This is a genomic window from Chitinimonas viridis (assembly GCF_030409555.1).
GTDB lineage: Bacteria > Pseudomonadota > Gammaproteobacteria > Burkholderiales > Chitinimonadaceae > Chitinimonas > Chitinimonas viridis.
Window position 1 is genome coordinate 529,268 of record NZ_JAUFPU010000004.1, and the last position, 19,196, is coordinate 548,463.

Genomic DNA, 19,196 nt, shown 5'->3' on the forward strand with positions numbered 1-19,196 from the left:
GCGACGAGCAGTTTGGCAACGTTATGCTTCCCGACCCCGGAGACTTTATGGTTCCCGTCACATAGTTGTGGCGGGAACCATGAACTTGCCACCGTGGCAGGTATACGCTTCCACTTTTCGCCAATTTCTTACAGCCATCGTAAGAATCGGCCTCTCTACACGCCCTCCGCGCCGACGTTCTTAAGCCGGGAATCCAGTCACCACAACGGTTCCAGCGCCCACCTCTCAAATCGCGCAACCTCGCAATCCCAGCCGTTTACGCAGCAGCTTTATGCTTCGTTTTTCGCAAAACGGCAACTTTATGGTTCCGTGATTTCGCGACTGGAACAATAAAGTTGCCGCTTTTCGTGCGGAGTGGAACCATATGGGAAGCATAAAGCTGCCACATTAGGCTCAACTATACGCAACGCAAAGACGACGCCGATGGCTACCTTCACACAACTGGATTGGACGCGCCCCGATGTGCACGCAATCGTCAATTCCCATGGACTCTTGGTAATCGACGCCACCAGCGCACCCGACCATCGAAGCTGGCTGTCAAACCATCGCTACGAAACGCTCGATCTCGACTTCAAGCAAGGCATATCACCCGTGGTCGAACACCTTGGGCATGTACTTCACTGGCAGAACCAGTTTGGTTACGCTTTGCAGCCTGACTCCCGAAACCTGGATGCACTTTGGGATGGGTTCGAGTTTGAGGTGCCAGTAGAAGGTGGGCTGGTATGCTGGCTTGCGGATTTCGAAACCGCATGGGTTGAGGACAAGCGATGGGCGCAAGGTTTTATGGTCATCATCACCGACTATTGCCTACAGCAGCTTGCATTAGGTAGACGCTTCTATGCCATCCTAACCGTATCAGGAGCTGAGTCACCGATTCTGGGCCAGCGGGTAGCAGACATTGCAGTGCCACATCCATACAGCATGTGACCAGTATCATCAATTACTTCTACACATCGTATGGAAACATGCATTGGCGTCGGGCACAATGAAAAACATATATCCACTTCAACAGGAACTTGAATGCTCATTCGAGCACTCAAGTTGCAGAATTAGGTTTGAAACGGAACGACTGCCAACACAAGTGGACACTACCATGCGCGTTGAGGTTTCGACTGACGGCGGTACTACATGGTCAGCACTACCAATGAGTTTAGGCTGGCTATCCTACCCTTTGCTTTGGACATCAGCAGAACCAGCGTGGCCGCCTGAAATTCCCATTTCTCTAGAGTGTATTTCGGACGCCATCTCATTTAACTACGTTGATGATGCAGACGAGATGAGATGGATGAGGAAGCCCTCAGAATGGCGTGCCAAGTATAGTAACGAATCTTGGGGTCACGAATCTTGGGGTCAGAATCTTGGGGTCAGGTCTTGTATTTTGCATCCTCCAAACAGCCTTGAAATGCAAAATACAAGACCTGACCCTATGCTTTCTTTCCGCGTCGTTTGCAGCAGTACCCCATATTGTCGAAGCGCTTGCGCTGGCGCCAGAAAAGGCCGGCAGCGACTATTTCCAGTTCCCTGCGTGGGTAGAGATTTGTCGCCGCAAGCAAGGTGCTGTGCTGCCGCCAAACTTGGAAGTGGCCTACCGTGCCGCGCTAGCTCGAATGCCATCGCTTGTCGCCCTTGGTGCAACTGCCGACTGGGACGAAGGCATGGTTCGTTGCGCACTTGCCGCAATTGCGGCGGCCAAGGGCCAACATCAGATAGCCGAAGCGGTGCTGGAACTATCGCCAGACATTGCGGGTGTGTTCCTGGAGCGCCTAGACGAGGGAGATTTTGAGGCCGAGCAGTAGCTCATTTAGGGCAGTTACACAACAAGCACCGGTTTTCTTCTTGGATCAAAGAAGTCAATATTAAAATCGTAAAAAAATCTCTCCGCCCCTATCTCTCTTATTAATGAAACCTCTTGTTTATGCACTGGATATATCTGCGAAATATTCACAATCCAATCATCAAGGTCCACTCTTAGATCAGACACCTCCAAACTACTACTTGCAAAAACCAAAAACGCCGACATATCAGATTCCTCAGAAATTTGCCGACCAAAATCCAGCACTTCTCCGTACGAAAATAAACACCGCCCCCATCCACAACGAACGAGTTCACCCATAGCTAAAGCCCAAGCAATATCGGTTGAATCCATGGAGATAACCAACTCTGGCTTACTATAGCGCCACTCTTTACAATCCGCCAATGACAGCCCGAAACTGAAAGCCGTCAGGCACCCTGCTTCGGGCACATCCACATACGAAGACACAATGATCTTAGGATCATTCTCCATCCGGAAGAAAGCGCCCTCTCGTCCTGCAATTGACTCAACATGATCGAAGTACTTATCAATCTTTTCTTTCATAGCGATGACTCCTATTTGGCCCATTTTACCTTATCCCGCTCGGCCTATAGAGCCATGGCATCAGGCCTCAATACTGTGCGGTTAGATTGTTCGCACGATCTCACCGCCACCCACCACGATAGCCACTGGATTGCACTGTAGTCATGGTTGAGCCCAAGTTGATTCATCCACGACAGCAAGCGCTGAGATCAATCTAACCGAACAGTGTTGCATCAGGTCTTGTATTTTGCATTTTCAAAACAGCCTTGTAATGCAAAATACAAGACCCTGTGATGCCTTGACCCTGTAATTCCCGGCAGCACTAGGCGGCCGTGCGCAACAATCTGTGATCAGGTTCCAGCTAGCGGTATGCTTCGCGCCGGTTGCCGATCCGCACTATCAGGAAGTGCAGGACGCCGCCCTCGAACTTGGCAGTTGTCCGGCGCTGCGCTTTGCGGCATGTGACGGGCTTTGCTTAGGCCGCCCGACTGCATTGTGTGGGTTACGGTTACCGGGACAACCTTGGCATGATATAGGACGTGCCAGCGGGCGCCACTATTCCACATTTTCAAGCAGCTGTTTGTCCTCCCAAACGTCTTCATAACTCTCAGTTATTAGAAATCGCCAACCCGGCGGCAACCCTAGATAACGCAACGCCAATGGCACCCAATCTTCTAAGTGTTTAACGTGTAATGGCAGAAAAAAATCGGGATCATCAGACCACTCTTCTCCTGCCCAAATATACCATCCACAGGCACCACCTTCCGGCCTTATTCGAAGACCATTAATTGGACGAAGCCCAGAAACCACATTACGAGCGACTCCCACCTTCAATTCAGCATCACAAGCCCAAAAGGGCGCTTCATATTTTTCACACAATACCCTCTGCGCATTTTTTTCCATATCGCTCATTGGTCTAAAATCCCAATCAAGTTCTCATACGCCTAGCAAAAGCAGCCAGCTGCCCCCTTGAATTACTGAACAACTGAGACAATGGGGTTGAACAGCCACGACAAAGCACTCCCTTTTCACATCTATCTTACCAGTACAATAATACTCAACAACTAGCAGATCCTTGTGGTCAGATACTTGCTTTGAGCTAATCGCACTGTACATCCATCCCCGCAAAGAACAGCAGCGATACAAATGAAAACGCCGGCACAAGGCCGGCGCTTCTTACACCTGCGGTGCCAACTCAGTCCGGCTGATACACATAGGCCTTCTGGTTCACCCGGCCTGCCTCGGCCTCGGCCTGAAAACCGCGATCTACCTGCTTGTCCCACAGCAGTGCGCGGCCTTCCACCTGGCCCTTGGCCACCTCAGGGTTCTTGTCGAGGAACTCACGCAGGAACTGGGTGGTTTCGGATACGTATGTGGTGTCTTTGAACAGCAATGCCATGATGGGTTACCTCTAGCCTAGATCCAGACAGTCATTATACCGCCAGATACCCTAAGCGCATGCAGGGACTTGAGCCCGCTGCAGGCATGGCCGAAAAAACAAACCCCTGCACTGAGGCAGGGGTTTGTTGTCGCAGCGCGGTGTGCAGTATCAGATGCGTTCCACACACAAGGCAACGCCCATGCCGCCGCCTATGCAGAGGGTAGCCAGGCCCCGCTTGGCATCGCGCCGCGCCAGTTCGTGCAGCAGGGTGACTAGCACGCGGGCGCCTGATGCGCCGATGGGGTGGCCCAGCGCGATTGCGCCGCCGTTCACGTTGACCTTGTTCCAGTCCCACTTCAGCTCGCGGGCAACCCCCAGAGCCTGAGCGGCGAAGGCTTCATTGGCTTCGATCAGGTCGACTTGGTCCAGCGTCCAGCCGGCACGGGCTAGTGCACGCTGGGTGGCGGGCACCGGGCCCATGCCCATGATGCTGGGCTCGACACCTGCCGAGGCATAGCCGGCCACACGCGCCAATGGCTTGAGGCCCAGCTCGGCAGCCTTGGCTGCACTCATCAGCATCAGGGCTGCGGCGCCGTCATTGATGCCCGAGGCATTGCCGGCCGTAACACTGCCCTCTTTGTTGAAGGCAGGGCGCAGCTTGGCCAGTGCATCCATGGTGGTGCCCAGCTTGATGTATTCGTCGCTGGCAAATGCAACCGGATCGCCCTTGCGTTGCGGCACCAATACGGGGGTGATTTCGTCGGCAAAGCGGCCTGCCTTCTGGGCGGCCTCGGCCTTGTTCTGCGAGGCCAGCGCCAGCTCGTCCTGCTCCTGGCGGCTGATGTTGTACTTGGTGGCGATGTTCTCGGCGGTGATGCCCATGGGGTACTGGTTGTATACATCGGTCAGACCGTCGTACATCATGCTGTCCACCAGGGTAGCGCTGCCCATGCGTATGCCATCGCGCGAGTTGGGCAGCAGATGCGGCGCCAGCGACATGTTCTCCTGGCCACCGGCGATGACGATATCGTTATCGCCCGACAGGATGGATTGCACTGCCAGATGGGTGGCCTTGAGGCCGGAGCCGCACACCTGGTTGATGGTCAGTGCTGGCACATGCACCGGAATGCCTGCCTTGATCAGTGCCTGGCGGGCTGGATTCTGGCCCAGGCCTGCGGTGAGCACATTGCCCAGTATCACTTCGCTGATCTGCTCGGGGGCCACGCCGGTCTTCTCCAGCAATGCCTTGATGACGGTAGCACCCAGATCGGGGGCAGACACCTTGGCCAGGCTGCCGCCGAATGAGGCTATGGCAGTACGTTGTGCGGCAACGATTACGACTTCAGTCATGATTTGCTCCTACTTGGGTGGGGAGGCCGCCCGCAGCATCAAGCTGGCGCGGCGTCTGCATTACGCCCCATATTGATGGGGCTGGATTCCAGTTGTGCTACTACTCAGTGCCCGCCGTGGCGGGATTTGTTCAAGCCCGCAGCCGGCTGGCAGACGGAAGGCCGGCACCGGCTGGCTGACGCCATGCCTGCCGGCCCTGTCTGCAGTCAGGCGCCGACCTTGGCCTTGACGTAAGCGCCCGGCGCCGGCTCGATGGCCTTGTAGCGGGTATTGCCCGGCTTTTTGGGCGCAGCTACCTGCTTGCCCGATTGCGGCGCCAGCCAGTTATCCCAATCCTGCCACCAGCTACCTGGGCGGCTCTCGGCACCGGCCAGCCAGCTGTCGGCGTCGGCCGGATGGTCGTCGTTTACCCAGTAATTGCGCTTGTTGGGGCCGACCGGGTTGATCGAGCCGGCAATATGGCCCGATGCGCCCAGCACATAGCGTACCTTGTCGCTGCCCAGCAGCTGGGTGCCCCGGTAAGCCGATTGCCACGGCACGATATGGTCTTCGCGGGCGGCAAAGATATAGATGGGCCAGTCGTATTTGGCTACATCCACCGGCACACCGCAGACCGACATGGCACCAGGCTTGGCCAGGTTGTTCTCCAAGTACATATTACGCAGGAAGAACGTGTGCATGGGCAGGGGCAGGTTGGCCGAATCGTTGTTCCAGTACAGCAGATCGAACGGTGGGGGTGTCTTGCCCTTGAGGTAGTTGTTGACCACGTAGTTCCAGATCAGGTCATTGGCGCGCAGCATGGAGAAGGCCCGGGCCAGCTCCTTGCCGCTGATCACGCCGCCCTCGGCCAGCTTGGCCTCGCGTTTTTTTACCAGCTCTTCGTCGACAAACTGCTTGATATCGCCCGGCTCGGTGTGGTCGATCAGCGAGGTCATGAAGGTCACACTCTCGAACCAATCCAGCTCGCGGGCTTTCATCACCGCCAGGGTGGTCGCCAGGATCACGCCGCCTATGCAGAAACCCAGCACATTGATCTTGTCCTGCTTGCTGATCTCGCGCACTACCTCGGCAGCCTTGATCACGCCGCTCTCGACATAGTCGTCCCAGGTCAGCTTGCCCAGCTCGGGGGTGATGCTGCGCCAGGACACCATGAATACCGTGTAGCCCTGTGCCACGAAATGGCGAACCATGGAGTTTTCGGGCTGCAGATCCATCAGGTAGTACTTGTTCACCGCTGGCGGCACAAACAGCACTGGCCGCTCGTATACCTGGGCGGTCGTCGGTGTGTATTGGATCAGCTGGAACAAGGGGCTCTCAAACACCACCGTACCGGGTGTGACCGCCAGGTTCTCGCCCACGGCGAACTGCGATTCGTCGGTCATCGAGATATGGCCCTTGGCCATGTCTTCAGACAACTTGCGCAGCCCTTCGGCCAGGCTCTCACCCTTGGTATCCAGCGCCAGTTTGATGACTTCGGGGTTGGTCAGGGCGAAGTTGGAGGGCGACATGGCGTCGATGAACTGCTGGGTATAGAAGCCCACCTTGACGCGGGTGGGGTCATCCATCGGCACACCATCGACCAGCTCGTTCAACCACTTGGCGCTGAGCAGGTATTGCTGCTTGATGTAATCGTAAAACGGGTATTGGGCCCATTCAGGGGCAGCGAAGCGGCGATCGCCCTTGCTGGCTGGCGGGTTAGGTTGTTTCTCGCGGGTACCCAGCAGACCCATCCAGAGATCCATCTGCTGCTGGTAGTAGCTGCTCTGCAGACCCACCAGCTGCTGGGTGTTGCCCATCAGACCCTGCATGAACTGCTCAAACGCCTTGGGCTGGCTGTCGCCGGCAGGGCGCATGCCGCCCACAAAGTTTTCCAGCAATTTACGGTTGGCGTCGGTCAACGATTGCAGAAAGGCCTGATAAGGCTGGGATTCGCTGCCTGCTTGGGGTTCGGTACTGGACTGGCTCAAGCGCTGTCTCCTGATCGGTTTGCCCGTATTTTTGTATGAGTGTGGGCAGGGTAGATGCTGCAACGCAGCAAATTTGTACGCGCCCGCATTTTAGGCATGCCCTACCAGCGGACACAAGCGCCAATACATGACAGGTCATCTTGTCTAGCGCTCGGTCAAAAATGCACTGTAAAAGCAATACCTTGGTAATATTCGCCACTTCCTGGGTCATCACAAGCGCTTAATTCTTAAGCAATTATTAAGAATTCACTTGACTTGCACGACCTTAACCCATGATTTTCATGGCTTTTCATTGATCGCTTATGTATTATCGATTTATCGTGTATCTACATTCCGGAGACGTTGCATGCAGTCCCGCCTCTCCGCGCTAATTGCCGGTATCGTCGTGATGTGCTTGGTGTCCTTCCCCGCCCCTGCCGAGGCGGCCAAGGCCAGCAAGAAGCAGGTCAGCAGCAAGACGATACGTAGCAAAGCCGCCAAGAAACCAGTCAAGAAGTTGCGCTATGTGCGCAAGGGCAAACCCAGCAAACTGGCTTTGAATAAGCCGCGCTTGCGTGGCGGCAAGATCACCCGCGTCTCTACCCGTGCAAGCACCCTGGACTTTGGCGCCCCCATAGGCAATCCGGGCGAATTGGCGCTGTACTCCAGCTCTGCCGTGGTGGTCAACGCCATTTCCGGCGAACGCATCTATGGCAAGAACAGCAACAGCCCTGCCCCCATCGCCTCCATCACCAAGCTGATGACGGCCATCGTGGCGTTGGACATGCATCTGCCGCTGAATGAATACATCACCATCACCGAAGAAGACGTCGACACCCTTAAGAACACCAGCTCGCGCCTGATGGTAGGCACCACACTCAGCCGTGGCGAGCTGATGCACCTGGCACTGATGTCGTCCGAAAACCGAGCCGCCCATGCACTGGCCCGCACCGCCCCAGGTGGTACCGCAGCCTTTATTGCCCGCATGAACCGAACGGCGCAATCGCTGGGTATGTATCGCACCACATTTGCCGACCCCACCGGGCTTACCAGCGCCAATGTCTCGTCAGCAGAAGACCTGATCAGGCTGGTGCAAGCGGCCCATCACTACCCCGAGATACGGGCTTATTCGACCAGCGAAGGCTACAACTTCGTCTCCAACGTCAATAATCGTCTGTACGAGTTCCGCAATACCAACCCCTTGGTTCGGAGCCAGAACTGGCAGATAGGCTTGTCCAAGACCGGCTATATCTCCGAGGCAGGCAAATGCCTGGTAATGCAGGCCACCATCAACGACACACCCGTCATCATTGTGCTGCTGGATTCAGACGGCAAACTGACCCGCATCGGTGACGCCAACCGTATCAAGAAATGGCTTGAAACCAGCCCTGTCGCCATGTTGCGGGCGGGTTAGCACAACGCCGCATGCATCTGCTCAACGCCCGCTGACGCGGGCGTTTTGCTTTGCAGTGCCCGGAGCATAACCCCAATGACAAGAAGTACTTGCATCCATCAATGAGAATCAATATTATTCGATAAACATTCTCATTGCATACACGCCATGTACGTCTGCATCTGCAACGCCGTCACCGACAAGCAAATTCGCCGTGCCATCAACGATGGCTGCGGCAGCATGCGCGAGTTGCGCATGGAACTGGGCGTGGCAGGCTGCTGTGGCAAATGCGCCCCTGATGCCCGCGCTCTGCTGCTCGACAGTAAGCGCGAACAGATGACTGCAGGCCAAGGAGCCACCATCACCCTGGTACCCGCCTAAACAGACTTGCGTTTCCTCTTGCCGCACCCGGTCTAACTGGCATACGCTAGCGAGATAGGGGCGGCTGTGCTGCTTTGCAAATTCGATTCTGCAAGGAGGGCATCATGAAGGGCGATAAAAAGGTCATCAGCTTCCTGAACGGGGCGCTGAAGAATGAGCTGACGGCGATCAACCAGTATTTCCTGCATGCGCGCATGTTCAAGAACTGGGGCTTCCAGGCACTCAATGAACATGAGTACCATGAGTCCATCGATGAGATGAAGCATGCCGATGCCCTGATAGAACGCATCTTGTTCCTGGAGGGCCTGCCCAATCTGCAGGAGCTGGGCAAGATCTATATCGGTGAAGATGTAAAGGAAGCCTTGCAGTGTGACCTGAAGCTGGAGATGGAAGCCATCCCCCTGCTGAAGGAAGCCATCGCCCACTGCGAGAAGGTGCACGACTACATCAGCCGGGAACTATTCGAGCACATCCTCGAAAGCGAGGAAGAGCATGTGGATTGGCTAGAAACCAACCTGGGCCTGATCGAGCAGATAGGCTATCAGAACTACCTGCAATCGCAGATGTCTGGCAGCGGTTCCTGATATCTCGCCAGCGCGCCATCAGTGCTCGCGCCTGACTAGAGCTTGAGTCGCTAAAGAAACAGCAGGTGCCACTGCACGAAAGCCGCTGATTACTTACATCAGCGGCTTTTTCGTTGCCGGCGGGCCTATGCGTCAAGCGACTCAGGTAAAGGCTATCACGTGGTCTATTTCCAGCCGTATGCCTATGGATTCACCAATGGCATGATCGTGATGGCTGGGCACCAGGCTAAGCACTGTCGCGCCAGAGGGCAGCGCCAGGGTGTAGAGGAACTGCGCACCCCGGAAAGCTTTCTTCACCACCCGCGCCTGCAGCGTGCTGGCATCGTCATGCAGCACATCATCAGGGCGCAGCAGTACCTGCACCTTGCTACCCGTCGCACAGTCCTGCATGGCCCGGCAGTTGCGCCTACCCAGCTCGAACACCAGCTCGCCCGGCCCCACCACCTCGGCAGGCAGGAAGGCCCCCTCCCCGACAAAGTCCGCCACGAAGCGGTCGGCCGGTTCATGGTAGAGCGCGTAGGCCGCATCCCACTGCCGCAGGCGGCCACCTTCCATCACCCCTATCTTGTCAGCCAGCGCAAATGCCTCGTGCTGGTCATGGGTTACCAGCAAGGCCGTCATGCCACGGCTCTTCAGTATGTCTCGCACCTCCTGCGACAAACGCTCCCGCAGCTCCACGTCCAGGTTGGAGAACGGCTCATCCAGCAATAGCAGGCGCGGTGCGGGCGCCAGGGCCCGGGCCAGCGCCACGCGTTGTTGCTGCCCGCCCGACAAGGCGTGGGTGTAGTGATCTGCATAGCCCGCCAGCCCCACCACCTCCAGCAGCTCATCGACACGCCGGCGGCGCGCTGCCGATGCCACGCCTGTCATGCCGAAACCGACGTTCCCCGCCACCGTCAAATGCGGAAACAGGGCGTAGTCCTGGAACACCATGCCCACCCCACGGCGCTGTGGCGGCCAGTGGTCGGCCACGGTGGCTACCGTGTCGCCATTGATGGCGATGCGGCCAGCCCGGATCGGCTCGAAACCGGCAATGGCGCGCAGTGCGGTGGTCTTACCGCAGCCGGAGGCCCCCAGCAGGCAGCCGATTTCACCCTCCAGCAGGGTAAAGGACAAGTCGTGCAGCACCCGCTTGTCGTCATAGGTCACACCCACGCCATCCAGCGTCAACAGGCTCTTGCTCACGCGTGTCTCTCCGTCTGCACCGCCAACAGGATGACGGGGATCAAACCCGCCAGCACGATGGCTACCGAGGGCAAGGCCGCCATCTCCCACTGTCCTTCACTGGTCATCTCGAACACCCGTACCGCCAAGGTATCCCAGCCAAAAGGCCGGGTCATCAGGGTGATGGGCATTTCCTTCATCACGTCCACAAACACCATAAGCGCCGCCGTCAGCAAGCCCCCCCGCAGCATGGGCAGGTGTATGCGCCACAATACCGCACGTCGCCCCAGGCCCATGGAGGCAGCCGCCTCCTCCTGGCTAGCCGTAATGCGCTGCATGGCCGATTGGGTAGGCTCGAACGCCACCGCCAGGAAACGTGCCGCATACGCCAGCAGCATCACCAGCAGCGTGCCTTTGATGACTTCGCTCACACCCGGCCAGCCCAAGGCATGGGCAGCGGTAATCAGATGATTGTCCAGCCAGGCCAGGGGAATGAACACGCCCACCGCCAGCACCGTGCCCGGTACCGCATAGCCCAGGGTGGCCAGGCGTGCCGCCAGGCGGCTGGCGATATCGCGCTTGCGCCGTACCGCGTAGGCCAGCACCAGCGCCAGCACGACTACCACGCCGGCAGCCCCCGCCGACAACACCAGTGAGCGACCGACAAAGCCCATATAGCGCAAATCGAGCTGCTCGGCCGCCACCGTCCACGCCCAGTAAAGCAGCTGCGCCATAGGCACCAGAAACGCCAGGCTCAGCACCAGCAGGCAAGCTCCCGCCACCAGCCAGCCTCGCCAGGGCGGTAGACGCTCCGGCCGGTTGGCAGCCCCTCGCCCCGTCGCGGTATAGCGCTTGTCACCACGGGCGCGCTGCTCCAGCAATGCCAGGGCCAGCACGGCCATCACCAGCAGCGATGCCAGTTGTGAGGCGGCGGTCAGGTTGAATAGGCCAAACCAGGCCTTGTAGATGGCCGTGGTAAAAGTGTCGTAATTGAACGTAGCAACCGTGCCAAAATCGGCCAGGCACTCCATCAGTGCCAGGCTGACCCCACCCACCAGCCATGGACGCGCCATGGGCAGCGCCACCCGCCAGAAACCCTGGCGACGGCTCAGTCCCAGCGACGCTGCAGCCTCCAGCGCCCGCCTGCCCTGTGTGAGAAAGGCATTACGCGCCAGCAGGTAGACATAGGGGTAGAGCACCAACGTCAAGGTCAGTATCACGCCCCCGCGTGAGCGTATGGACGGAAACCAGCTGCTGTCGCCCGCAACATCGCGTATCAGGCTTTGCAGCGGCCCGGTGAAGTCGTACAAGCCTATCTGCACAAAGGCCAGCACATAGGCCGGCATGGCCAGCGGCAAGGCCAACGCCCAGGCAAAATGCTTGCGGCCGGGGAAATCATAGATCGCCGTCACCCAGGCCAACGATACGCCCAACCCCAGCGTGCCCACTGCCACCCCGGCAATCAGCCAGGCGGTATTGATCAGCAACTGCGGCAGTACAAACTCCGCCATATGCCGCCACACCTCGCCCTCGGGCTGCCACAGGCTGGCCAGCACCACCCCCAGCGGCACCAGCGTGACTGCCGCCACCAACCAGGCAAGGGCATGCTCATCCAGCCGGCGCGGCAGGCGACGGGGGGTGGGCGGCAAGGGAGCGGTATGCGGGATATCGATGTCCATAAGACGGATAAAGCCAACGGCCGCTTGATTGCGGCCGTCGATGATTCATTCTACCCAAGGCAGCGTGCTGCTGCTAAGCGAAACCGCCATCAGGATTGATGCAGGTCAAAAGCGCCGGCCGGAAACGGTACTTTCCGGTCGGCGCTCCGATGCTTGCTGGGTGCAGGCAGTCCGTGTGCAAGAACCTGCGCAACAACGCCAGAGCGGTTTTGTCAGCCGTGCTTAGCGATAGCCTGCGCGGTCCATCAGCTTGACTGCAGCTGCCTGCAATTCACCGGCCTTGGCCACGTTGATGTAGTCATGCTTGAAATCACCCCAGGCAGCCACCTTGGCATCAGGCTTCACCTTGGTGTTGACGGGATACTCCATGTTCACGTCGGCATACAGGTTCTGCGCCTTCTCGCTGGACAGCCATTCGATCAGCTTGAGTGCACCCTTTTCGTTCTTGGCATGGCGGGTAACACCAGCGCCCGAGATGTTCACGTGTACGCCCGTGGTCTTCTGGTTAGGCCAGAACACGGCCAGCGGCAAGGTGGGTTCCTTTTCCATCAGGCGGCCGTAATAGTAGGTATTGGCAATACCTACTTCGCACTGTCCAGCCGCGACGGCCTTCAGCATCATGGTGTCATCCGAGAACGGATCGGTTGCCAGATTGGCAACCCAGCCACGCACGATCTGTTCGGTCTTAGCCTCGCCCAAGCGGGCAATCATGGTGGCCACCAGCGATTGGTTGTAGACCTTCTTGGAAGTACGCAGGCAGAGCTTGCCCTTCCACTTGGGGTCGGCCAGATCCTCGTAGCTTGCCAGTTGGGCAGGCTTGAGCTTTTGCGTGTTGTAGAACATGGTGCGAGCCCGTACCGACAAACCATACCAGCTGCCCTTGGGGTCGCGCAGGTGGGCAGGTACATTGGCCTCCAGCACAGTGGACTTCACCGGCTTGAGCAAACCCATCTGCTCGGCCTGCCACAGCACGCCAGCGTCCACCGTCAGCAGCACATCGGCTGGGGTATTGGCACCCTCAGCCTTGATACGCTCCATCAGCGGGCCTTCCTTGTCGGTCACGAATTTCACCTGCACACCGGTTTCCTTGGTGTAGGCATCAAACAGGGGCTTGATCAGCGATTCGATACGGGCCGAATAGACCGTCACTTCCTCGGCCATGGCGGGCATGGCAGCAACAAAGGCAGCGGCAAGCAACAAGGGGCGAAACTTCATGGGGCACTCCAGCTTTTGGATAGGTGGAAGAATCTGCCGGGCACCCTCAAGCCATTGTCAGGCGGTGTTTGCTCAAGACACTACCAGCCTACCCATGACACCACGGGCATGACTGATACGGGCCAAGCGCACCTATCCCGCCTACAAACCAGACTGTGAGGAAAGCACCCTGCAAACGCGATTCTCTCACGAATGAGAACGCTTATCAAAATTGCCAGGATGGACTGGCGGATAACGGCAGCAGTGATCGAAGCGGTTCTGGCATACAATCGCCCCCTTATCCCTGTCGTCCCGGAATACCGTCCTATGTGGTTCAAGAACCTGCAGCTCTATCGCATTACCGATCTCAGCAAACTGAATGCCGACCAGCTCGATACCGAGCTGAGAAAGCGCCCCTTCGTACCACTGGGCGCCACCGATCGCCTTGCTGCCGGCTGGATCCCTCCCGCCAGCCACGCACCCGACATCTTTGCCTACCCCAACTCCGGCGCGATGCTGATAGCCCTCAAGACCGAGGAAAAGCTGCTGCCGTCGAGTGTGGTCAAGGAAGTGGCCGATGAGCGCATCACCGAGATCGAAGCCAAGGATCTGCGCAAGATAGGCAAGAAGGAAGCCAAGGAGATACGTGAACGCGTGGCGGAAGAACTGCTGCCCCGTGCCTTCTCCCGCTCCAGAGTCCTGCGTGCGCTGATCGACTTTGAAGCTGGCTGGATATGGGTGGACAGCGCCACGCCGGCCAAGGCCGAACTGTTGATCCAGTTTCTGCGCGAAAGCCTGGGCACCCTGCCCACCAAGCTGCCGCAAACCCAGCTCGACCCGGTCACAGCCATGAGCACCTGGCTGGAGCATGACGCCCCCAGCAACTTCACCCTGGACGCCGATTGCGTACTCAAGGCACCGGGCGACGGCGGCGCGCAGGTGACTTGCCGCCGGCACGATCTGAACTCTGACGAAGTCAAACAGCATCTCAAGACCGGCAAGCTGGTCACGCAGCTGGCGCTGAGCTGGGACGAGCGCATCGCCTTTGTGCTGACCGACAAGCTGCATATCAAGCGGCTGACCTTCCTCGACCTGCTGGAAGACCAGATCAAGGAAGCCAATGCCGAAGATGCCGCCGCCATGTTCGACACCACCCTCACACTGTTGGCGCAGGAAGGCCGCGGCCTGATTGCCGCCGTGATCGAGGCGCTGGGTGACGAACTGGGCGAAATAGCAGCGCCCGCCGCACCGATTGCTGCCCCTGCTCCTGCCCCTGCCCCCCAGGCAGCGGCACCGGCAGGCAAGGTAGACGTACCCTGGTAAACCTAGGGGATCGCAGCGACTTCGCCTGAACACCGTTTCAGGCCCTTAGACCGGCAGGCCGCCCTCATGGCGAACCTGCCGGTTTTTTCATCCTGGACGCAGGTGCAATCAGCTGCAGGCCCGTGCCAGCGCCCCAAACCGCCCCTTATCTGGAGGAGCGGTATCGCCCATTGATCAATTGCTACAGCAAATGTCATCCGACAGGCCTACATTTGGGGGAAAGCCTATCAATCACCCATCCACCAACGCATGTCCGATCGCCTGAACAAAACCCTGATCTGCAGCGTGGTTTTTCTCGATATCGTCGAATACTCGAGACAGCCCGTCAGCACCCAGATGCGCCTGAAAGAGGCGTTCAACAGCCTGCTGTCCAAGGCGTTGCAGGATATCGCCGTCAGCGACCGCATCATCATCGATACCGGTGATGGCGCCGCCATCAGTTTCCTGGGCGACCCGGAAGACGCCCTGTTCGTGGCCATTAGCCTGCGCGACGCCGTGTTGCACAACAACGACCCGAACTTCCCTCGCTTTGCCATACGGATCGGCATCAACCTCGGCCCGGCCAAACTGGTCAAGGACATCAACGGCCAGCTCAATCTACTGGGCGACGGCATCAATGCCTCGCAGCGGGTCATGAGCTTTGCCGAACCCGGTTGCATACTGGTGTCGCGCTCCTACTACGAGGTGGTGTCCTGCCTGTCGGACGAGTATGCGCAGCTATTCCAATATGAAGGCTCACGCACCGACAAGCACGTACGGGAGCATGAGGTCTACCAGGTCGGTTTCGGTGAGCTGGCCAAGCGGGCGATGCGGCCCGGCGGCATCCGGCGTGCCAAGCCCGGCAGCCCTGCCCATAACAAGCGCATGCTCAATCTCCGGCAGGGCGGCATAGGCGCGCTGTTGGTCGTGGTCTTGATTGCGGGCAGCTGGTGGTTCATGCAGCGCCAGGATGCGCCGCCACAGCTTGCCTTGCCGGCTGCAGCACCAGCAGTGGCGCAGACGGAGGCCGCTCCCGTCGCAGCCCCGGCTGCGGCTGACCCCGCCAAGCGCGAAGCCATCGCTACCAAACCGGCCGCGACATCCGCACCGCCTGCCACCCCTGCGCCAGCCAGCACGCCTGCAGCTACCCAGACCAGCACGCCCACGCCTGCCCCTGCCCCTGCCTTGCCGCCGGCAACTGCCATCGCACCGCCAGCCGAAGCTGGCAAGGCCACGCAGAAAGCCCAGGAAAAACCCACCGTCAAGACGACGCCTGCCGGCAAACCCGCGGTCAGCAAGCCTAAGCGTCAGGCAGAGACCGATACCCCCAGCCAGCCAGCTCCCAGACCGCGTGAGAAGGCCAAACCCTGCCCAGTGGCGGAATGCACACCGGATGGCCGCCCCAAGCGCGACCGCTAGCCTTGCCGGGCACAAGCCAATCCAGGGGCGATGCAGGCCGCTGGTATATATAAGTAACTGATTCTACACTCCAGCATCAACCTGCTGGAGTTGTCCATGCTACGCCCCACCCTGCTTGCCATCGCCCTGCTCGGTCATGTCTGTGCGGCAGACCGGATTACCGATGCCCCCTTTGCGACGCGCTCGGAGGTCATCGCACCCAAGGCCATGGCCGCCACCAGCCAGCCACTGGCTACCCAGATTGCGCTGGACGTGATGAAGCAGGGCGGCAACGCCATCGACGCCGCCATTGCCGCCAATGCCGCGCTGGGACTGATGGAGCCAGTAGGCGCCGGCATCGGTGGCGATTTGTTCGCGCTGGTGTGGGACAGCAAGACCCGCAAGCTCTACGGCCTGAATGCCAGCGGCCGCTCGCCCCGCTCCCTGACGCTGGCCCAGCTCAAGGCCGAGCTGGACAAGCAGGGGCTCAAGACCATTCCGCCCTTGGGCCCCCTGCCGGTCAGCGTACCGGGCACGGTGGACGGCTGGTTCAGCCTGCACGCCCGGTTCGGCCAGCTTCCCATGCGCGATATCCTGGCACCCAGCGTGCGCTATGCCCGCGAGGGCTTCCCGGTCAGCGATGTCATCAGCTACTACTGGCAGCGCAATGTCCGTTCCCTGCTACCCTACCCCGGCATACGCGAGCAGTTCACCCGTGATGGCACAGGCCCGCAGAAAGGCCAGCTGTGGACCAACCCCAACCTGGCCCGAACCTACGAGATGCTGGGCAAGCAAGGTCGCGATGCGTTCTACAAGGGCGAGATCGCCCGCAAGATTGCCGCCTATATGGCGCGCAATGGCGGCTATCTCAGCTATGACGATCTCGCCAGCCACAAGGGTGAATGGGTGGAGCCGGTATCGGTCAACTACCGTGGCTATGATGTATGGGAGCTCCCGCCCAACACACAGGGTATCGCCGCCCTGCAGGCCCTCAACATCCTGGAAGGTTACGACCTCAAAGCAGCCGGTTTTGGCAGCACCCGCCATGTGCATTGGTTTGTCGAAGCCACCAAGCTGGCCTTTGCCGACCGTGCCCGCTTCTACGCCGATCCCGATTTCGTCCGGACACCGCTTGAGCAGCTGCTATCCAAACAATACGCGGCAGAACGGCGCAAGCTGATCACTGAAGAGCGCAGCCTGCAAAAGGTTGAGGCAGGCAATATCGCACTCAAGACCAGCGACACCATCTACCTGACCACCGCTGATGCGCAGGGCAATATGGTGTCCTTGATACAAAGCAACTACCGTGGCATGGGCAGCGGCATGGCGCCAGAAGACCTGGGCTTCATCCTGCAGGACCGTGGCCAGCTGTTCGCGCTGGATCCTGGCCATGCCAATGTCTATGCCCCCGGCAAGCGGCCCTTCCACACCATCATCCCGGCCTTTATCAGCAAGGATGGCCAACCCTGGGTCAGCTTTGGCCTGATGGGGGGTGATATGCAGCCGCAAGGCCATACCCAGATCGTCATGAACCTGATCGACTTTGGCATGAACCTGCAGGAAGCAGGCGACGCACCGCGTATCTATTGGGACACGCCGCAGCAACCCACCGGCGGCAGCATGACCGATGGCGGCGCAGTCAGCCTGGAGACTGGGTTTCCCTACAGCACCATCCAGCAGTTGCTGCAGAAGCGGCACAAGCTGGGCTACGACTTGGGCGGCTATGGTGGCTATCAAGCCATCATGCGGCTACCTAATGGGGCCTGGGCAGGCGCCAGCGAATCGCGCAAGGATGGCCAGGCCGCCGGATACTGAGTCGGGCAGGCTGCCTTTGAACAGGCTCTTACTCGCCACGCTCACGCAGAAAGCGCTGCACGGTCTCGCGCGCGGCGCGATTCATTTCGGCCTCGGACAAACGGGTACGGCTGGCGCTGTTACCCAGCCTGGTGTAGAGGCGGTATGCCAGCAAGACAGACAGGATCAATGCGAGCGCAAAAAGAGCGAGTACAAAAGGGCTGGGCATGGTGTAACTACATAAAGGTATAAAAACTATCGTCTATATATATTAATCGATACCTTGGGCGGCGGCATAGCCCGGCTGCGCCGGTAGTCGAGGTAAAATGGTGAATAGCCTGGCTTATCACCTCAGAGGCAGACGATGTAAGGCCAGAGCCAGGACGCGCCCCTCCTAGCAAAACCGGAAACCCATTCATGCACCCCGAACTCTCCCCGCTGGGCCGCACCAGTGCCTATGTCGAGCAATACGACCCCAGCCTGCTCTTCCCCATACCCCGCCAGGCCAAGCGCGACGAGATCGGCGTACCGAGCACCCTACCCTTCTTTGGCAGCGACTTCTGGAATGCTTACGAGCTCTCCTGGCTTAACCCGCGCGGCAAGCCGCAAGTCGCCCTGGCCAGCTTCATGGTGCCGGCGGACACGCCCAACATCATTGAATCCAAAAGCTTCAAGCTCTATCTCAACAGCTACAACCAGACCCGGCTTGATGGCGTGGATGCGCTGAGGACTCGGCTGCAGGCCGATCTATCGCAGGCTGCCGGCGGCAATGTGAATGTACGCATCGTCCTGCCAGAGGCCTTCGGCCGGGAGCGTATGGCGGAACTGGATGGCTATTGCATCGATAACCTCGATATCGAGGTAGACCACTACACGCCGCAACCGGGCTTGCTCCGCACCATGGAGACCGGCGAGGGCATCGTGGAAGAGACCCTGGTATCTAACCTGCTTAAATCCAACTGCCTGGTGACTGGCCAACCCGACTGGGCCAGCGTGCAGATACGCTATCGGGGCATGGCCATAGAACGCGGCAGCCTGTTGCAGTATCTGATTTCGTTCCGGCAGCACAATGAGTTCCATGAGCAATGCGTGGAACGCATCTTCATGGATATCAGCCGGGAATGCCGGCCCGAGGCCTTGTCGGTCTACGCCCGCTACACCCGCCGTGGCGGTCTGGACATCAATCCCTTCCGTACCAGCTATACCCAGGCAGCCCCAGCCAATCTGCGCACGGCGCGGCAGTAGCGCGTTGTGGCTGCGGGATTGCCGTGGCGGTCTAAACTGGGTAGTGCCGA

The 19,196-nt window shown here is 58.9% G+C and carries 18 protein-coding genes; 9 read left to right on the forward strand and 9 right to left on the reverse strand.

Annotation, left to right across the window (positions count from 1 at the left end; translation table 11 throughout):
- Positions 1–423 precede the first annotated feature (423 nt).
- Both QWZ03_RS06600 and QWZ03_RS06605 read left to right on the forward strand, forming a co-directional pair.
- Positions 424–927, forward strand: coding sequence for a hypothetical protein (locus QWZ03_RS06600; protein WP_290331987.1), 504 nt, complete (start codon positions 424–426; stop codon positions 925–927).
- Positions 928–1,397: 470 nt separating this feature from the next.
- Complete coding sequence (locus tag QWZ03_RS06605; RefSeq protein WP_290331988.1) at positions 1,398–1,796, forward strand: hypothetical protein; 399 nt, start codon at positions 1,398–1,400, stop codon at positions 1,794–1,796.
- Between the two features lie 14 nt (positions 1,797–1,810).
- Here QWZ03_RS06605 and QWZ03_RS06610 read toward each other — a convergent pair whose 3' ends face one another.
- The 5 genes from QWZ03_RS06610 to QWZ03_RS06630 all read right to left on the reverse strand — a co-directional run bounded on the left by QWZ03_RS06610 (position 1,811) and on the right by QWZ03_RS06630 (position 7,033).
- Positions 1,811–2,356 (reverse strand): suppressor of fused domain protein, encoded by a 546-nt coding sequence (locus QWZ03_RS06610; RefSeq protein ID WP_290331989.1) that lies wholly within the window; start codon positions 2,354–2,356, stop codon positions 1,811–1,813.
- Between the two features lie 534 nt (positions 2,357–2,890).
- On the reverse strand, positions 2,891–3,247 hold the full coding sequence (locus tag QWZ03_RS06615) for an immunity protein Imm33 domain-containing protein (protein WP_290331990.1): 357 nt from the start codon (positions 3,245–3,247) through the stop codon (positions 2,891–2,893).
- A 283-nt stretch (positions 3,248–3,530) separates the two neighbouring features.
- Complete coding sequence (locus tag QWZ03_RS06620) at positions 3,531–3,734, reverse strand: DUF3460 family protein (protein ID WP_308447075.1); 204 nt, start codon at positions 3,732–3,734, stop codon at positions 3,531–3,533.
- A 150-nt stretch (positions 3,735–3,884) separates the two neighbouring features.
- Positions 3,885–5,066, reverse strand: coding sequence for an acetyl-CoA C-acetyltransferase (locus tag QWZ03_RS06625; protein WP_284197978.1), 1,182 nt, complete (start codon positions 5,064–5,066; stop codon positions 3,885–3,887).
- A 206-nt stretch (positions 5,067–5,272) separates the two neighbouring features.
- Positions 5,273–7,033 carry a PHA/PHB synthase family protein gene (locus tag QWZ03_RS06630; RefSeq protein WP_290331991.1) on the reverse strand — a complete coding sequence of 587 codons (1,761 nt, stop codon included), beginning with the start codon at positions 7,031–7,033 and terminating at the stop codon, positions 5,273–5,275.
- 346 nt (positions 7,034–7,379) lie between these two features.
- Here QWZ03_RS06630 and QWZ03_RS06635 point away from each other — a divergent pair, with 346 nt between their 5' ends.
- The 3 genes from QWZ03_RS06635 to bfr all read left to right on the forward strand — a co-directional run bounded on the left by QWZ03_RS06635 (position 7,380) and on the right by bfr (position 9,370).
- On the forward strand, positions 7,380–8,426 hold the full coding sequence (locus QWZ03_RS06635; protein WP_284197976.1) for a serine hydrolase: 1,047 nt from the start codon (positions 7,380–7,382) through the stop codon (positions 8,424–8,426).
- 147 nt (positions 8,427–8,573) lie between these two features.
- On the forward strand, positions 8,574–8,786 hold the full coding sequence (locus QWZ03_RS06640; protein WP_284197975.1) for a bacterioferritin-associated ferredoxin: 213 nt from the start codon (positions 8,574–8,576) through the stop codon (positions 8,784–8,786).
- A gap of 104 nt (positions 8,787–8,890) precedes the next feature.
- Positions 8,891–9,370, forward strand: a complete 480-nt coding sequence (bfr, locus tag QWZ03_RS06645; RefSeq protein ID WP_290331992.1) for a bacterioferritin — start codon at positions 8,891–8,893, stop codon at positions 9,368–9,370.
- Positions 9,371–9,511: 141 nt separating this feature from the next.
- Here the strand turns inward: bfr and QWZ03_RS06650 are convergent, their stop codons facing one another.
- From QWZ03_RS06650 to QWZ03_RS06660, 3 genes are all read right to left on the reverse strand, one after another.
- Entirely contained in the window at positions 9,512–10,555 is a 1,044-nt protein-coding gene (locus QWZ03_RS06650) for an ABC transporter ATP-binding protein (protein WP_290331993.1), read from the reverse strand.
- Positions 10,552–12,213 carry an ABC transporter permease gene (locus tag QWZ03_RS06655; RefSeq protein ID WP_290331994.1) on the reverse strand — a complete coding sequence of 554 codons (1,662 nt, stop codon included), beginning with the start codon at positions 12,211–12,213 and terminating at the stop codon, positions 10,552–10,554. Before QWZ03_RS06655 ends, QWZ03_RS06650 begins: the two co-directional genes overlap by 4 nt.
- A 222-nt stretch (positions 12,214–12,435) precedes the next feature.
- Positions 12,436–13,428 (reverse strand): Fe(3+) ABC transporter substrate-binding protein, encoded by a 993-nt coding sequence (locus tag QWZ03_RS06660; protein WP_290331995.1) that lies wholly within the window; start codon positions 13,426–13,428, stop codon positions 12,436–12,438.
- Positions 13,429–13,734: 306 nt separating this feature from the next.
- Here QWZ03_RS06660 and QWZ03_RS06665 point away from each other — a divergent pair, with 306 nt between their 5' ends.
- The 3 genes from QWZ03_RS06665 to ggt all read left to right on the forward strand — a co-directional run bounded on the left by QWZ03_RS06665 (position 13,735) and on the right by ggt (position 17,922).
- On the forward strand, positions 13,735–14,730 hold the full coding sequence (locus tag QWZ03_RS06665; RefSeq protein ID WP_290331996.1) for a recombination-associated protein RdgC: 996 nt from the start codon (positions 13,735–13,737) through the stop codon (positions 14,728–14,730).
- 249 nt (positions 14,731–14,979) lie between these two features.
- On the forward strand, positions 14,980–16,128 hold the full coding sequence (locus QWZ03_RS06670) for an adenylate/guanylate cyclase domain-containing protein (RefSeq protein WP_290331997.1): 1,149 nt from the start codon (positions 14,980–14,982) through the stop codon (positions 16,126–16,128).
- Between the two features lie 96 nt (positions 16,129–16,224).
- On the forward strand, positions 16,225–17,922 hold the full coding sequence (ggt, locus tag QWZ03_RS06675; RefSeq protein WP_290331998.1) for a gamma-glutamyltransferase: 1,698 nt from the start codon (positions 16,225–16,227) through the stop codon (positions 17,920–17,922).
- A 28-nt stretch (positions 17,923–17,950) separates the two neighbouring features.
- Here ggt and QWZ03_RS06680 read toward each other — a convergent pair whose 3' ends face one another.
- Positions 17,951–18,130, reverse strand: coding sequence for a hypothetical protein (locus QWZ03_RS06680; RefSeq protein WP_284197967.1), 180 nt, complete (start codon positions 18,128–18,130; stop codon positions 17,951–17,953).
- A 188-nt stretch (positions 18,131–18,318) separates the two neighbouring features.
- Here QWZ03_RS06680 and queF point away from each other — a divergent pair, with 188 nt between their 5' ends.
- Complete coding sequence (gene queF / locus QWZ03_RS06685; RefSeq protein ID WP_290332000.1) at positions 18,319–19,146, forward strand: NADPH-dependent 7-cyano-7-deazaguanine reductase QueF; 828 nt, start codon at positions 18,319–18,321, stop codon at positions 19,144–19,146.
- Positions 19,147–19,196 lie beyond the last annotated feature (50 nt).

What these genes read in the sequence shown, in the direction of transcription:
- ggt (WP_290331998.1), top strand. Translation starts at nt 16,225, where the DNA reads ATGCTACGCCCCACCCTGCTTGCCATCGCCCTGCTCGGTCATGTCTGT.
- QWZ03_RS06625 (WP_284197978.1), bottom strand. Translation starts at nt 5,066, where the DNA reads ATGACTGAAGTCGTAATCGTTGCCGCACAACGTACTGCCATAGCCTCA.
- queF (WP_290332000.1), top strand. Translation starts at nt 18,319, where the DNA reads ATGCACCCCGAACTCTCCCCGCTGGGCCGCACCAGTGCCTATGTCGAG.
- bfr (WP_290331992.1), top strand. Translation starts at nt 8,891, where the DNA reads ATGAAGGGCGATAAAAAGGTCATCAGCTTCCTGAACGGGGCGCTGAAG.
- QWZ03_RS06615 (WP_290331990.1), bottom strand. Translation starts at nt 3,247, where the DNA reads ATGAGCGATATGGAAAAAAATGCGCAGAGGGTATTGTGTGAAAAATAT.
- QWZ03_RS06600 (WP_290331987.1), top strand. Translation starts at nt 424, where the DNA reads ATGGCTACCTTCACACAACTGGATTGGACGCGCCCCGATGTGCACGCA.
- QWZ03_RS06620 (WP_308447075.1), bottom strand. Translation starts at nt 3,734, where the DNA reads ATGGCATTGCTGTTCAAAGACACCACATACGTATCCGAAACCACCCAG.
- QWZ03_RS06610 (WP_290331989.1), bottom strand. Translation starts at nt 2,356, where the DNA reads ATGAAAGAAAAGATTGATAAGTACTTCGATCATGTTGAGTCAATTGCA.
- QWZ03_RS06680 (WP_284197967.1), bottom strand. Translation starts at nt 18,130, where the DNA reads ATGCCCAGCCCTTTTGTACTCGCTCTTTTTGCGCTCGCATTGATCCTG.
- QWZ03_RS06635 (WP_284197976.1), top strand. Translation starts at nt 7,380, where the DNA reads ATGCAGTCCCGCCTCTCCGCGCTAATTGCCGGTATCGTCGTGATGTGC.
- QWZ03_RS06655 (WP_290331994.1), bottom strand. Translation starts at nt 12,213, where the DNA reads ATGGACATCGATATCCCGCATACCGCTCCCTTGCCGCCCACCCCCCGT.
- QWZ03_RS06660 (WP_290331995.1), bottom strand. Translation starts at nt 13,428, where the DNA reads ATGAAGTTTCGCCCCTTGTTGCTTGCCGCTGCCTTTGTTGCTGCCATG.
- QWZ03_RS06670 (WP_290331997.1), top strand. Translation starts at nt 14,980, where the DNA reads ATGTCCGATCGCCTGAACAAAACCCTGATCTGCAGCGTGGTTTTTCTC.
- QWZ03_RS06665 (WP_290331996.1), top strand. Translation starts at nt 13,735, where the DNA reads ATGTGGTTCAAGAACCTGCAGCTCTATCGCATTACCGATCTCAGCAAA.
- QWZ03_RS06640 (WP_284197975.1), top strand. Translation starts at nt 8,574, where the DNA reads ATGTACGTCTGCATCTGCAACGCCGTCACCGACAAGCAAATTCGCCGT.